This is a genomic window from Nocardia sp. NPDC055002 (genome assembly GCF_053608825.1).
The window spans coordinates 476,568-492,825 of record NZ_JBSGWE010000005.1; the positions used below are offsets into that span (position 1 = coordinate 476,568).

The 16,258-nt window shown below is 70.2% G+C and carries 1 protein-coding gene (running past one end of the window); it reads left to right on the plus strand.

The window, feature by feature from the left end; all coding sequences use genetic code 11:
• The coding region annotated (locus tag ACWF99_RS23415) for a non-ribosomal peptide synthase/polyketide synthase (RefSeq protein WP_452537355.1) crosses the window boundary (this coding region is incomplete at its 3' end): on the plus strand, positions 1-16,258 show 16,258 of its 29,252 nt. The annotated region extends 12,994 nt beyond the left edge of the window.

A 16,258-nucleotide genomic window follows, 5' to 3' on the forward strand; every position in this document is an offset into this window, starting at 1 on the left:
CCATCGCCGACGTGGTCGCCCGGCACGAGTCCCTGCGCACCTTCTACCCGGCGGCCGATGTGGCCGCGGGTGCGGTCGAGGAAGGCGCGGGCTACCAGCAGATCCGGCCCGCCGACGAGGTCCGTGTCGCGCTGGCCGCCCAGCCGGTCGCCGCGAGCGACGTGGTGGCCAGGGTGATCGAACTGGCGAGCGTGCACTTCGACGTGACCCGCGAAGTCCCGTTCCGCGCGAGCCTGCTGCGCGTCGACGACCGGAACCACGTGGCCGTGCTGGTCATGCACCACATCAGCGGTGACGGTTTCTCGTTGCGTCCGCTGCTGCGCGACGTCGTGATCGCCTACACCGAGCGCACCCGCGGCGAGAACCCCGCCTGGGCGCCGCTGGAGGTCCAGTACGCCGACTACACCCTGTGGCAGCGTGAGGTCCTCGGTGAGGAGTCCGATCCCGAATCGGTCGCCGCGAGCCAGCTCGCCTACTGGACCGAGCAACTGCGCGATCTGCCCGATCAGCTCGAGCTGCCCGCCGATCGGCCGCGCCCCGAGGTCGCCACCAATGCCGGTGACCTGCACCGCTTCTCGGTCGACGCGCAACTGCACCACGCGCTGACCGAGATCGCCCGCGCCCGCGGCGTCACCCTGTTCATGGTGATGCACGCGGCACTGGCCACCTGGGCCGCGCGCCTGTCCAACAGCACCGACATCGCCATCGGCACCCCCATCGCCGGTCGCGGCGAGCGCACGCTCGACGACTTGGTCGGCATGTTCGTCAACACCCTGGTGCTGCGCAGCGAGGTCGACTCGAGCGCGAGCTTCAGCGACCTCCTGGATCAGGTCCGCAAGGTCGACCTGTCCGCCTTCGCCAACGCCGATGTGCCGTTCGAGCGCCTCGTCGACGTGCTCAGCCCCACCCGTTCACAGGCGCATCACCCGCTGTTCCAGGTGGCGCTCACCTTCGAGGCGGCCACCGCCGCCGACGCGGGCACCATCGCACTGCCCGGCCTCGATCTCGAGGTCGTCGACTTCGATCCGGGCACGGCGAAATTCGACGTGCAGCTCACCGTGGGCGAGGCCGCCGACGGCTCGCTCGCGCTGTCGTGGAACTACGCCACCGATCTGTTCGACGCCGAAACCGTCGCCGCCTTCGGCGACCGCTTGGTCCGCATCCTGCGCAGCGTGGCCGAGAACCCCGACGTGATCGTCGGCGACATCGACCTGCTCGGCGAGGCCGAACAGCGTGATGTCGCGCAGCGCTGGGTGTCCTCCGGTGTCGATGCCATCGGTCTGCCGGTCATCCACGACGCCAGCACCCCCGCCGGCTACCGGCGTGGCCTGTTCGGCAACAAGCACACGACCCTGGTCGACCTGTTCGACGCCGCGGCCGCCGCCTACCCCGACCGGATCGCCGCCAAGTTCGGCGTCGAGTCGCTGACCTACGCCGAGCTCGATCGCCGTGCGAATGTGCTGGCGCGCAGGTTGATCGACGACGGCGCAGGCCCGGAATCGCTGGTCGCGGTGATCTTGCCGCGTTCGCTCGATCTCGTGGTCGCGCTGCTCGCCGTCGTCAAGACCGGTGCGGGCTACGTGCCGGTCGATCCGACGTACCCGGCCGAGCGCATCGCCTACGTGCTCGAGGACTCTCGCCCCACCAGCGTCGTCCTCGATTCCACCGTCCAGGTGCGGGTGCCCGAGCACCTGCCCTCGGTGGTGCTCGACGGGTTCGCCGTGGAAACCGGCAATATCGAAGACGCCGACGACGCCCCGATCACCGACGCCGACCGGCTCGCCCCGCTCTCGCCGGACAATGTCGCCTACGTCATCTACACCTCCGGCTCGACCGGCCGCCCCAAGGGTGTCGCGGTCGCGCACCGCAATGTGGTGCGCCTGTTCGCCAACACCGATCGCGACTTCGGCTTCGGCCCGCGTGATGTGTGGACGCTGTTCCACTCCTACGCCTTCGACTTCTCGGTGTGGGAGCTGTGGGGGCCGCTGCTGTTCGGCGGCTCGCTGATCGTCGTCGACTACTACACCTCGCGTTCGCCCGAACAGTTCCTGGAACTGCTGCGCGTGGAGCAGGTGACGGTCCTCAACCAGACACCGTCGGCGTTCTACCAGCTGGCCGAGGCCGACCGCAACGCCGGACCGGGCCTGGAGCCGCTGGCCCTGCGCTACGTGGTGTTCGGTGGCGAGGCCCTCGAGCTGCGCCGCCTGTCGGATTGGGTCGCGCGCCACGGTGACAGCTCGCCGACGCTGGTCAACATGTACGGCATCACCGAGACCACGGTGCACGTGTCGTTCCGTGCGCTCGACGCGAAAACCATTGCCGCCGCTGCCGGTTCGGTGGTCGGCCGGGCGATCGCGGGTCTGGGCGTGTACGTCCTCGACAACCGGTTGCGGCCGGTGCCGGTGGGTGTCGCGGGCGAAATGTATGTCGCCGGACCGCAGCTGGCGCGTGGCTACCTCGGTCGCCCGGACCTGACCGCCACCCGCTTCGTCGCCAACCCGCTCGCGGGCCCGAACCAGGGTGGCTCGCGCCTGTACCGCTCGGGCGACCTCGCGCGCTGGAACCGTTTCGGCGAACTCGAATATCTCGGCCGCGCCGACGACCAGGTGAAGGTTCGCGGCTTCCGCATCGAGCTCGGTGAGATCGAAGCCGCCGTGCTCGCGCAGCCGGGCATCGCCCAGGCCGCGGTCATCGTGCGTGAGGATCAGCCGGGTGACCAGCGGATCGTCGCCTACGTGGTCGCCGAGGGCGACCTCGAACCCGACCTCGAGACCATCCGTAGCGGTGCGGCCGAACAGTTGCCCGCCTACATGGTTCCGGCGGCGCTCGTGCGCCTCGAGTGGATCCCGCTGACGGTCAACGGCAAGCTGGACCGCCGCGCGCTGCCTGCTCCCGCGGTGCAGGCGCGGGCCTTCCGCGCACCGGTCACACCGGTGCAGGAAGCCGTGGCCGCGGTCTTCGCCGATGTGCTCGGCTTGGATCGCGTCGGTGTCGACGACGACTTCTTCGACCTCGGCGGCAACTCGCTCATCGCCACCCGCGTCGTCGCCCGCATCGGTGCGGCGCTCGGCGCCACGGTGCCGGTGCGCGCGCTGTTCGAAGCGTCCACCGTGGAAGCCCTCGCGGCACGGGTGGAATCGCACACCGGCGGTACCGCTCGCGCGGCGCTGGTCGCCCGTGAGCGCGCCGAAGGGGAACTGGTTCCGCTGTCGTTCGCGCAGCAGCGGATGTGGTTCCTCAACAAGTACGACACCACCTCGGCCGCCTACAACCTGCCCGTCGCGATCCGGCTCACCGGTGAACTCGACACCGAGGCACTGGCACTCGCGCTGGCCGACCTGGTCCGCAGGCACGAATCGCTGCGCACCCGCTACCCCGAGCACGGCGGCACCCCGGTGCAGCAGATCGTCGCGGCGGAACGCATTTCGCTGGACCTTCGCCCGATCGCGATCGCTCAGGACGAGCTGTTCGAGACCGTCACCGAGTTCGTCTCCACCGGTTTCGATGTGGCCGAACAGGTTCCGATGCGCGCCCGCCTCTTCCGGGTCGCCTCCGCAGGCCACACAGGTCGCACCGCTGACAACGAACAGGCTGCGGGTGCCGAGCACGTCTTGGTCGTGGTCGTGCACCACATCGCCGCCGACGGTTTCTCGATCGCGCCGCTGACCCGAGATGTGATGCGCGCGTACACGGCCCGTGCCCAGGGCACTGCCCCCGGTTGGGCACCGCTGCCCGTCCAGTACGCCGATTTCGCGATCTGGCAGCGCGCAGTACTCGGCACCGAGGACGACGCCGACTCGCTCATGTCGCGCCAGGTCGGTTACTGGCAGTCCCAGCTCGCCGGTGTCCCCGACGAACTGACCCTGCCGTTCGACCGCCCGCGTCCGGCCATCGCCTCGCTGCGCGGTGCCACCGTGCACCGCGAACTCTCGCCCGAACTCGTCGCCGCGCTCGACGAGATCGCCCGTCGCCAGGGCGCGTCGCTGTTCATGGTCATGCACACCGCCCTCGCGGTGCTGCTGGCCCGGCTGTCCGGCTCCGACGACGTCGCCATCGGCACCCCCATCGCGGGCCGCGGTGAGCAGGCCCTCGACGACCTGGTCGGCATGTTCGTCAACACCCTGGTGCTGCGCACCGGCGTGCGCCCGGCCGAGACGTTCACCGACCTGCTCGAGCAGGCCCGCAAGACCGACCTCGACGCCTACGGCAACGCCGATGTGCCCTTCGAGCGCCTTGTCGAACTCCTCGCACCGGAGCGCTCGCAGTCGCGCAACCCGCTGTTCCAGGTGATGCTGGCCTTCCAGAACCTGGACCGCACCACCCTGGAACTGCCCGGCCTGGCAGTGTCGGCGCTCGACCTCGACGAGAGCGTCGCCCGCTTCGACCTGCAGTTCACCCTCTCCGAGCTGGGCGAACCCGGCCACGGCGGGATGGCGCTGGCACTGAACTACGCCACCGAACTGTTCGATGAGGACACCGTCGCCGGCATCGCCGTGCGCTGGCAGCGAGTGCTCGAAGCGATCGCCGCCGATGCCTCGATCACGGTCGGCGCGATCGATGTGCTCGACGCCGCCGAGCGGGCCGACCTCGTGTTCCGGGTCGGCGAACCGCCGGTACCCGCCCGCACCCTGCGCAGCTTGCTGTCCGAGGCCGTCGCTCAGAACCCGACGGGCCCGGCCGTGGTGTTCCAGGGGACGAGTGTGTCCTACGCCGAGCTCGACGAACGCTCGAACCGCCTGGCGCGCTTGCTGATCGCCGAGGGGATCGGCGCCGAGGACCTCGTCGCGATCGGCGTCCCCCGCTCGGCCGACTCGGTGCTGGCAGCGTGGGCCGTCGCCAAGACCGGCGCGGCTTTCGTCCCGGTCGACCCGACCTACCCCGCCGACCGCATCGCCCACATGGTCACCGACTCCGGTTCGCCGCTGGGCATCACCGTCGCCTCTGTGCTGGGCGGACTTCCGGACATCGCGCCGCGCGATGCGGCCGGTATCGAATCCACGCCGCACGCAACGGCTGGTGCGCAGGAATCCGCAACGGCGCCGGACGGCCAGGCAGCGACCGCGCCGACACTCGACAGCGCTGCCGCGGATGCTTCTGCCGCCGGCTGGCTGGTACTCGACGAGCTGGACCTCGCTCGTTTCGACGGCGGGCCGATCGCCGACACCGAACTGGTCCGCGCGACCACGCCCGAGCAGCCCGCCTACGTCATCTACACCTCCGGTTCGACCGGCGTGCCCAAGGGCGTCGTCGTCACCCATGCCGGTCTCGCCAACTTCGGTGAGGAGCAGGCCCAGCGCTATGCCCTCGATTCCGACACGCGCGCACTGCATTTCGCCTCGCCCTCGTTCGACGCGTCGATCCTCGAACTGCTGCTGGCGCTGGCCCGCGGCGGTGCGCTGGTCGTCGTCCCGCCCGGCGTCTACGGCGGCGACGAGCTGTCCGAGCTGATCCGCACCGAGCGGGTCACGCACGCCTTCATCACCCCCGCCGCCCTGGCGACCTTCGACCCCAGCGGGCTCGACTCGCTGCGCGTGCTGGTCGCCGGTGGCGAAGCGGTGCCCGCCGACCTGGTGTCGAAGTGGGCAGTTCCTTTGGCGGACGGCACGACTCGCGCCTTCCACAACGGTTACGGCCCCACCGAGACCACGATCATGACGAACATCAGCGCCGCGCTGGTGCCGGGCGAGCTGGTCACCATCGGTGGGCCGACTCGCGGCATGCGTTCACTGATCCTGGACGCCCAGCTCCAGCCGGTACCGGTGGGTGTCGCGGGTGAGCTGTATCTGTCGGGCATCCAGCTGGCCCGTGGGTACCACGCCCGTGCCGGGCTCACCGCCGACCGTTTCGTCGCCGACCCGTTCATCCCGGGCGAGCGGATGTACCGCACCGGTGACGTGGTGCGCTGGACCGCCGAGCGCACCGTCGAGTACGTCGGCCGGTCCGACTTCCAGGTCAAGATCCGTGGCTTCCGGATCGAACTGGGCGAGATCGACTCCGCCCTCGCCTCGCACGAGACCGTCGACTTCGCCACCACCGTCGGCCACAAGAGCACCGCGGGCGCCGTCTCGCTGGTCGCGTATGTGGTTGCCGCGCCGGGCCATTCGATCGATGTCGCGGCGCTGACCGCGCACGTCGAGGATCGTCTGCCCGCGTACATGGTGCCGTCGTCGATCATGGTGATCGACCACGTGCCGCTCACCCCGGTCGGCAAGCTCGACCGAAAGGCGTTGCCGGAGCCGGTGTTCGCCACCGAGGTCACCTTCCGGGCCGCGCGCAACCCGATCGAGCAGACCATCGCCGAGGTCTTCGCCGAGGTGCTCGGTGTGGAACGCGTGGGTGTGGACGATTCGTTCTTCGCCCTCGGCGGCGACTCGATCGTCTCCATCCAGCTCGTCTCCCGGGCCAAGGCGCGCGGCGTGCTGTTCTCCCCGCGCAACGTGTTCGAACAGCGCACCGTCGCCGGGCTGGCCTCGGTCGCCGAGACCGCCGATGTTGCAGCGGCTTCCGCGATCACTCTCGCCGAGCTGCCGGGCGGTGGCGTCGGCGAGATGCCGCTGACCCCGGTCGTGCGGTTCATGGCCGAGCGTCCCGGTTCGTTCGACCGGTTCAACCAGACCATGGCGCTGGAACTGCCGGTCGGCATCGACCGCGCGGGCATCGCCGCCACCGTCGGCGCGGTCATCGACCGCCACGACATGCTGCGCTCGCGTCTGCATCAGGTCGACGGCCGCTGGGTCGTCGACACCGCCCCCACCGGCACTGTCGACGCGACCGCGCTGATCGACCACACCACGTTCGACCCGAACGTCTCGGACGCCGAACTTGTCGAAATCGCCTCCGCCGCGCTGGACACCAGCCTCGATCGGCTCGACCCGGCCAACGGCGTCGTCGTGCGCTTCGTGTGGCTCGAGCCGGACCTGAACAACCCTCACACCGACGCTGCTGCGGCGAGCGACGCTGCCGCTGAAAAGGTCGAGGGCGCCAGCGAATCCGCTGCGGCCGCGACCGGTGCGTCGAATGCCCGTCGCGCGGGTCGACTGATCGTTGTCGCTCACCACCTCGTCGTCGACGGTGTCTCGTGGCGCATCCTGGTGCCCGACTTCGTTTCCGCGTGGGGTCAGCTCTCCTCGGGTCAGCAGCCGGAACTCGGTGCCCCCGCCACCTCCATGCGGGCCTGGGCGCATGCTCTCGCCGACGAGGCGAAGAGCGCCGACCGCGCCGCCGAACTCGACTTCTGGCGTGAGGTCGTCGCCACCCCGGACCCGCTGCTCACCGCGCGGCCCATGGACCCGGCCCTCGACGTCTCCGGCGTCATCGAGAAGCTGCCGGTCGAGGTGTCCGCCGAGGTCACCAAGGCCCTGCTCACCACCGTCCCCGCGTTGTTCCACGGTGGCGTCAACGACGGTCTGCTCACCGCGCTGGCGCTGGCCGCCGCCAAGTGGCGTTCCACCCGCACCGGTCCCGGCGCGCTCGGCAACGGCCACCGCGCCGACCCGAACACTGACGCGCTGCTCGTACGCCTGGAAGGCCACGGTCGCGAGGAAGAGGTCGCGCCCGGCGCCGACCTGTCGCGCACCGTCGGCTGGTTCACCGCCATCTTCCCCGTCCGCCTCGACCTGGCCGGCATCGACATCGATGCCGCGCTCGCCGGTGGTCCAGCGCTGGGACAGGCCGTCAAGGCGGTCAAGGAACAGCTGCTCGCGGTGCCCGACAAGGGCATCGGTTACGGCCTGCTGCGGTACATGAACGCCGAGACCGCCGTCGAACTGCCCACGCAGCTGCCCGGCCAGATCAGCTTCAACTACCTCGGCCGCGTCGCCGACAGCGACGTCCCCGACGCCCTGCGCGGCTTCGGCTGGATTCCCGCGCCCGAGCTGGCCGCCCTCGGTGGCGCCTACGACGCCGACATGCCCGCGATGGCGCCCCTCGATGTCAACGCGATCGTCGTCGGCGACAAGCTCAGCGCCAATATCGGCTACCCGAGCACCCTGCTCGCCGAGGCCGAGGTCCGCGAATTCGCCGACCTGTGGATCACCGCGCTGGAAGCTGTCGCCCGGCATGCCAATTCGGCCGATGCGGGCGGTCACACGCCGTCCGACTTCGCCCTGGTTCGCTCCACCCAGCGCGATATCGACACCTGGGAGAAGCGCTACCCCGAGCTGACCCAGGTGTGGCCGCTCGCCGCGCTGCAGGCAGGTCTGTTCTTCCACGCCCGTCTGGCCGCCACCTCGGTCGACGTCTACACCGCCCAGGCCGTCCTCACGCTCACCGGTCGCGTCGACGCCACCCGTCTGCGTGCCGCCGCCCAGGCGCTGCTCGACCGCCACGAAACCCTGCGCACCGCGTTCGTCACCGACCACGACGGCAACGCCGTGCAGGTCGTCCTCGACACCACCCGCGTGGCCTGGGCCGAACACGACCGCATCGAGACCGGCGAATACGCCGATCTCGTCGAAGCCGACCGCACCGCCCGCTTCGACCTGGCGAACCCGCCACTGATCCGCTTCACGCTGATCCAGATCGCCGAGCACGAATGGCGTTTCGTGGTGTCCAACCACCACATCCTGCTGGACGGCTGGTCGACGCCGCTGGTCATGCGCGACCTGCTCGCCCTCTACGCCCTGCACGGCGACGCGAGCGCGCTGCCCGCCGTCCGCTCCTACCGGCACTTCCTGGAATGGGTCGGCCGTCAGGACCATTCGGTCTCGGTCGAAGCCTGGTCGCATGCGCTGCGCGGCGTCACCGAGCCGACCATGCTGGCCCGCCCCGACGCGAGCCGCGAGATCGCCGCCCTGTCCGACGAGTACCTGTTCGACCTCGACGAGCCCACCACGGCGCGGCTCGTGGCGCTGGCCGCCGACCTCGGCGTCACCCCGAACACCGTCCTGCAGGTGGCCTGGTCGATCGTGCTCGGCCGGATGACCGGCCGCGACGACGTGCTCTTCGGCACCACCGTCTCGGGTCGTCCCGCGCAGCTGTCCGGCGTGGAATCCATGGTCGGCCTGTTCATCAACACCGTCCCGGTGCGCGTGCGTTTCGACGCCGCCGAATCGGTGCGCGAGGTGCTCACCCGCACCCAGGGCGAGCAGGCCGACCTGCTCGACCACCACTACATCGGCCTCGCCGAGATCCAGTCGGCGGCCGGAATCGGTGGCCTGTTCGACTCGCTGGTCGTCTTCGAGTCCTACCCGGTCGACGCCGAGGGCATCAAGGCCCAGGCCGCCGACATCGACGGCATGGCCGTCACCGGCCTGGACGCCGCCGACGCCACCCACTACCCGCTGTCGCTGATCGCCCAGCTCGACACCCAGCTGCGCATCCGCGCCGGTTATCTGAACGACCTGTTCGACGCGGCCACCGTGCACCGCATCGCCGATCGCCTGATCCGGGTGCTCACCGCGATCACCACGGAACCGGCTGTCGCGGTGGGCGATATCGAACTGCTCGATGCCGCCGAACGCGAACTCGTCGTGCGCGAGTGGAACGCCACCGCGCACGAGGTCGATCAGCGGGCCACCCTCGTCTCGATGTTCGAGGCCCAGGTTGCCCGCACGCCGCAGGCCACCGCCCTGTCCTTCGAGGGCACGAATCCGGCCCACCCGTCGCCCGACCACCGCCCCCCACGGAGTCTCTCCGAGACGCTGAACTATTCCGAGTTCGCCCAGCGGGTCTACCGCCTGTCGCGCTGGCTGATCGATCGCGGCGTGGGCCCGGAAACCTATGTGGCACTGGGCATGCGCCGCTCGCTCGATCTGGTGATCGGCATGTACGCGGTGAGCGTGGCCGGTGGCGCCTACGTGCCGCTGGACCCCGATCACCCGGCCGAGCGCACGGAATACATTCTGGCGACGGCGGATCCGGTGTGTGTGCTCACCTCGGGCACCGATCTGGAGATCGACACCGCGCAGGTCCGCATCGATCTGCTCGACCTGGACGGCTACGCCGATACCCGCGTCACCGATGCCCAGCGCATCGCGCCGCTGCGTCCGGAGAACACGGCGTATGTGATCTTCACGTCGGGTTCGACGGGTCGTCCGAAGGGTGTGGCGGTCAGCCATGGTGCGATCGTCAACCGTTTGGTGTGGATGCAGGAGGCCTACGGTCTGACCGAGGCCGATGTGGTCTTGCAGAAGACTCCGGCGACGTTCGACGTGTCGGTGTGGGAGTTCTTCTGGCCCTTGCAGATCGGTGCGAAGCTGGTCGTCGCGAAGCCGGACGGTCATCGTGATCCGGCGTACCTCGCCGAGATCGTTCACACCGAGGGCGTCACGGTCACCCACTTCGTGCCGTCGATGCTGGCCGTGTTCGTCGCCGACGCCGCGGCCGCGCGCTGCGCGTCGCTGCGGATGGTGTTCGCCTCCGGTGAAGCGTTGCCGCCCAAGCCCGCCCACCGTTTGCGCGAGCTGACCGGCGCCGCCCTGCACAACCTGTACGGCCCCACCGAGGCCGCTGTCGACGTCACCTTCCACGAGGTCGTCGACACCGACGTGGACACGGTGCCGATCGGTGCCCCGGTCTTCAACACCCAGGTCTACGTCCTCGACGCGCGCCTGCGCCCCGTCCCGGTCGGTGTCGCGGGTGAGCTCTATCTCGCCGGTGTCCAGCTGGCGCGTGGCTATGTCGCCCGTCCGGACCTGACTTCCGATCGCTTCGTCGCAGACCCGTTCGGCGACGACGGCGAGCGCATGTACCGCACCGGTGACCTCGTCGCCTGGACCGAACAGGGCGAGCTGGAGTATCTGGGCCGCACCGACTTCCAGGTGAAGCTGCGTGGTCTGCGCATCGAGCTCGGCGAGATCGAGTCCGCGCTGACCGGCCTCGACGAGGTCGCCCAGTCGGTGGTCGTCGTGCGCGGCGATCAGCACACCGGCGACCAGCTGGTCGCCTACGTCATCCCCGCGACCGGCCGCACCGTCGACATCGAGGACGCTCGCGAGGAACTGGGCAGCAACCTGCCCGCGTACATGGTGCCCTCGGTCATCGTCGTGCTCGACGAGTTCCCGCTCAACGCCTCCGGCAAGCTCGACCGCAAGGCGCTGCCCGCGCCGGTGTTCGAGGCCGCGGTGTTCCGCGCCCCGACCACCCCCGTCGAGGAAATCGTCGCCGCCACCTTCGCCGGTGTGCTCGGTGTGGATCGGGTCGGGCTGGACGACGACTTCTTCGCGCTCGGCGGCAACTCGCTGACCGCCACCCAGGTCGCCGCCCGCCTGTCGGCCGCGCTCGACACCGATATCGGCGTGCGCGAACTGTTCGAGTCCTCCACCGTCGCCGGGCTGGCCGCGCGGGCCGAGACGCACTCCGGTGCCGAACGCCGCGCGCCGCTGGTGCCGCAGCAGCGCCCCGAGCGGGTGCCGCTGTCACTGGCCCAGCAGCGCATGTGGTTCCTCAACCGCTTCGACCCCGAGTCCGCGGTGGACAACATCCCCGCCGCCGTCCGGCTGTCGGGCCTGCTCGACCGCCAGGCGCTGCAGGTGGCCGTGGCCGACGTGCTCGCCCGCCACGAGTCCCTGCGCAGCTACTACCCGGAGGTTTCCGGCGCCGGCTACCAGGTGATCGTGCCGACCGGCAAGGTCATCCCCGACCTCGCGCCGATCGAGACCACCGCCGCCGAACTGCCGCAACGGCTTTCGGAGCTCGTACGCACCGCGTTCGACGTCACCGCCGAGGTGCCGTTCCGCGCGGCCCTGTTCGAGGTGAGCCCCACCGAACACGTGCTCGCCCTTGTCGTGCACCACATCTCGGCCGACGGCTTCTCCATGGGCCCGCTGACCCGCGACGTGATGACCGCCTACAGCGCCCGCGTCGAAGGCGCCGAACCGGCCTGGCGCCCGCTGGAAGTCCAGTACGCCGACTTCGCGCTGTGGCAGCGCGCCGTGCTCGGTGACGAGGACGACGCGAAATCGGTGATCGCCCAGCAGATCTCGTTCTGGGGTTCGACCCTGCGCGGCCTGCCCGAGCAGCTCGACCTGCCCGCCGACCGGCCGCGCCCCGCGGTCGCCAGCGGACGCGGCGCCACCCACACCTTCGAGATCGACGCGAAAACCCATGCGGCCCTGACCGAGCTGGCCCGCACCCGCGGCGCGACGCTGTTCATGGTCTCCCACGCGGCGCTGGCACTGCTGCTCTCGCGCCTGTCCGGCGAGAACGACATCGCCATCGGCACCCCCATCGCGGGCCGTGGTGAGCGCGCGCTCGACGACCTGATCGGCATGTTCGTCAACACCCTGGTGCTGCGCACCGAGATCGACAGCGACGCGAGCTTCACCGACCTGCTCGGTGCGGTCCGCGCGAGCGACATCGCCGCCTTCGGTCACGCCGATCTGCCGTTCGAACGTCTCGTCGAGATCATCAACCCTGCCCGCTCGCAGGCCCGCCACCCGCTGTTCCAGGTCATGCTGGCCTTCCAGAACACCGGCCAGACCAGCCTGGAACTGCCCGGCCTCACCGTGAGCGGCGTCGATCTGCCGATCGACGTGGCCAAGTTCGACCTGCAGGTCGTGCTCACCGAGAAGCCGGGTGACGCGTCCGGCATCGTCGCCGAGCTGATCTACGCCACCGACCTGTTCGACGCGGCCACCATGGACCGCTTCGGCGCCCGCTTCGCCCGTCTGCTCGCCGAGATCGCGACTGCTCCGAACCGCGCTGTCGGCGATATCGCCCTGCTCGACTCCGCCGAAACCGCACTGGCCGTGCGTGGTTGGAACGACACCGCGCACGAGCTGCCCGGCGCGGGCACCCTGGTGGACGAGTTCGCCCGCCAGGCGCTGGCCACCCCCGCTGCGGTCGCGATGGTCGACCCCGCCACCGGCGAGACCCTGACCTACGCCGAATTCGCCGCTCGCGTGCACCGTTTGGCGCATCGCCTGATCGAAGCGGGCGTCGGCCCGGAATCCCTCGTCGCGCTCGGCCTTCGCCGCAGCATCGACCTGGTCGTCGCGGCCTACGCGGTGCAGGAAGCAGGCGGTGGCTACGTGCCGCTCGACCTGGACCAGCCCGCCGACCGCATCGCCTACGTCCTGGAGACGGCAGCCCCGGTCGCCGTCCTCACCACTACCCGCGACGGGTTCGGACTCGACGACGACGCGGCCGTGGACGCCGCCCCGACGACGCTGGTCATCGACGCGATCGACCTCACGGCGTACCCGCAGACTCCGGTCAGCGATGCCGAGCGGATCGTTCCGCTGCTCCCGCGGCACCCGGCCTACGTCATCTTCACCTCCGGCTCGACCGGTCGCCCGAAGGGTGTGGCCGTGCCGCACTCGGCCGTGGTGAACCAGATCCGCTGGATCACCGGCGAATACGGCATCGGCGCCGACGATGTGGTGCTGTTCAAGACGCCCGCCACCTTCGACGTGTCGGTGTGGGAGCTGTTCGGCCCGCTGAGCACCGGCGGCCGGATCGTCGTGGCGAGCCCCGATGGTCACCGCGACCCGCAGTACCTCGCGGATGTCATCGCCGCGCAACGGGTCACGATGACCTCGTTCGTGCCGTCGATGCTCACCGTGTTCGCGGGCAGCATCGACCAGGCCGCGGTCGAGGGCGGAGCTCTGTCCTCGCTGCGCACCCTGCTGATCGCGGGTGAGGCATTCACCGCCGATACGGTCGTCGCATTCCGCAAGGTGAGCGACGCGGCGCTGTTCAACCTGTACGGCCCCACCGAGTTCACCGTCCACGCGACGCACGGCCCGGTCGCCGACCAGGTCGACGGCGCCGTCCCGATCGGTGCGCCGGTCTGGAACTCGCAGGCCTACGTCCTGGATTCGCGCCTGCACCCCGTGGCCGCCGGTGTCGCCGGTGAGCTGTACCTGGCTGGTGCCCAGCTGGCACGCGGTTACTTCGGTCGGCCGGATCTCACCGCCGACCGCTTCGTCGCCGATCCGTTCGGGATCGACGGCGAGCGCATGTACCGCACCGGTGACCTCGTCCGCCGCGACGGGAACGGCGTCATCACCTATCTCGGCCGCACCGACTTCCAGGTCAAGCTGCGTGGTCTGCGGATCGAGCTCGGCGAGATCGAAGCCGCGCTCACCGCGCACAACACCGTGACGCAGGCCGTGGTGGTCGTGCGTTCGGACGCTCGCACCGGTGACCAGCTCGTCGGCTATGTCGTCCCCGCCGTGGGCGAGACCGTCGACATCGACGTTCTGCGCGCGCATCTCGCGGCGCAGCTGCCGTCCTACATGGTTCCGGCCGCGTTCGTCGTGATCGACGAGATGCCGCTGAGCGCCAACGGCAAGCTCGACCGGCGCGCCCTGCCCGAGCCGGTGTTCGAGGCGCGCGAGTTCCGTGCGCCGCGCACGCCGATCGAGGAGATCGTCGCCGCCACCTTCGCCGAGGTGCTCGGCCTGACCGGCGACCGCGCGGTCGGCCTCGACGACGACTTCTTCGATCTGGGCGGCAACTCGCTCATCGCCACCCAGGTGGTCGCCCGCCTCGGTGCCGCCCTCGACACCCGCGTCCCCGTGCGCGCTCTGTTCGAGGCGCCCTCGGTGGCCGCGCTGGCCACCAAGGTCGAGGTCCACGCGGGCAGCGGCAGCCGTCGCGAGCTCGTCGCCGGTGCGCGTCCGGACCAGATCCCGCTCTCGCTCGCTCAGCAGCGCATGTGGTTCCTCAACCGCTTCGACAGCGCGACCGGCGTCAACAACATCCCCCTCGCAGTCCGCCTGACCGGCGACCTCGACATCGATGCCCTGCGCCAGGCCGTCGCCGACGTGGTCGACCGGCACGAGGTGCTGCGCACCGTCTACCCGGAGACCGCCGACGGCCAGGGTGTGCAGGTCGTGCTGCCCGCCGGGCAGTTGCCGATCTCGCTGCACCCGATCACCGTCGGCGAGGACGAGATCCGCGATCGCATCAGCGAACTCGTGCTCGCCGGATTCGACGTGACCGCCGAGGTCCCGGTGCGTGCCGAACTGCTGCGCATCGCGGGCTCCATGGACGGCTCGCACCCCGACACCCACGTGCTGGTCTTCGTCGTGCACCACATCTCCGGCGACGGCTGGTCGGTGCGCCCGCTGGCCCGCGACGTGATGATCGCCTACGCCGCCCGCTCGCGCGGTGAGGCGCCCGGCTGGACCCCGCTGCCCGTGCAGTACGCCGACTTCGCCCTGTGGCAGCGCGAAACGCTGGGCTCCGAAGCGGATTCGTCGTCGATGATCGCCCAGCAGGTGGCCTACTGGTCGCAGAACCTGGCCGGGCTGCCCGACCAGCTCGACCTGCCCGCCGACCGGGCCCGCCCCGCTGTCGCGTCCAACCGCGGTGGCGTGCACGAGTTCTCCATCGACCCGGCCCTGTCGGCCGGACTCAACGCGCTCGCCCGCGAACACAGCGCCAGCCTGTTCATGGTCGTGCACGCCGCGTTCGCCGCACTGCTGGCCCGCCTGTCGGGCAGCGACGACATCGCCATCGGCACCGCCGTCGCCGGTCGTGGTGAAGCGGTGCTCGACGACGCCATCGGCATGTTCGTCAACACCCTGGTCCTGCGCAGCGCCGTCGACCCGGCCCAGCCGTTCACCGAGCTGCTCGCGCAGACCAGGGAGAACGACCTCGCGGCCTTCGGCCACGCCGATCTGCCGTTCGAGCGGCTCGTGGAGATCCTCAACCCGGCTCGTTCGCAGGCCCGCCACCCGCTGTTCCAGGTGATGCTGTCGTTCCAGAACACCGGTGAGGCGTCCTTCGAACTGCCCGGCCTCGAGGTCGCGGGCGTGCCGCTGGATGTGGTCACCGCCAAGTTCGATCTGCACCTGAATCTGGCCGATCGTCACCGTGCCGACGGTTCCGCCGACGGCATGACCGCCGAATTCGCCTACGCCACCGATATGTTCGACGCCGACACCATCGCCGCCCTCGCGCAGCGCCTGGTGCGGATGCTGACCGCGGTCGTGGCCAAGCCCGCCCGCGCGATCGGCGAGGTCGACCTGCTGGCCCCGGCCGAATACCGCCAGGTGGTCACCGACTGGAACGCCACCGAGCACCCGGTCGACCAAGCCGCCACGCTGGTGTCGATGTTCGAAGCACAGGCCGCGACCAGCCCGAACGCGACCGCCGTGACGTTCGAGGGGACAAGTCTGTCCTACCGCGAGTTCACCGCGCAGGTGAACCGCCTGGCCCGCCACCTCATCGCCCAGGGCGTCGGCCCGGACACCATGGTCGCGCTCGGCATGCGCCGCTCGCTCGATCTGGTGATCGGCATGTACGCGGTGAGCGTGGCCGGTGGCGCCTACGTGCCGCTGGACCCCGATCACCCGGCCGAGCGCAC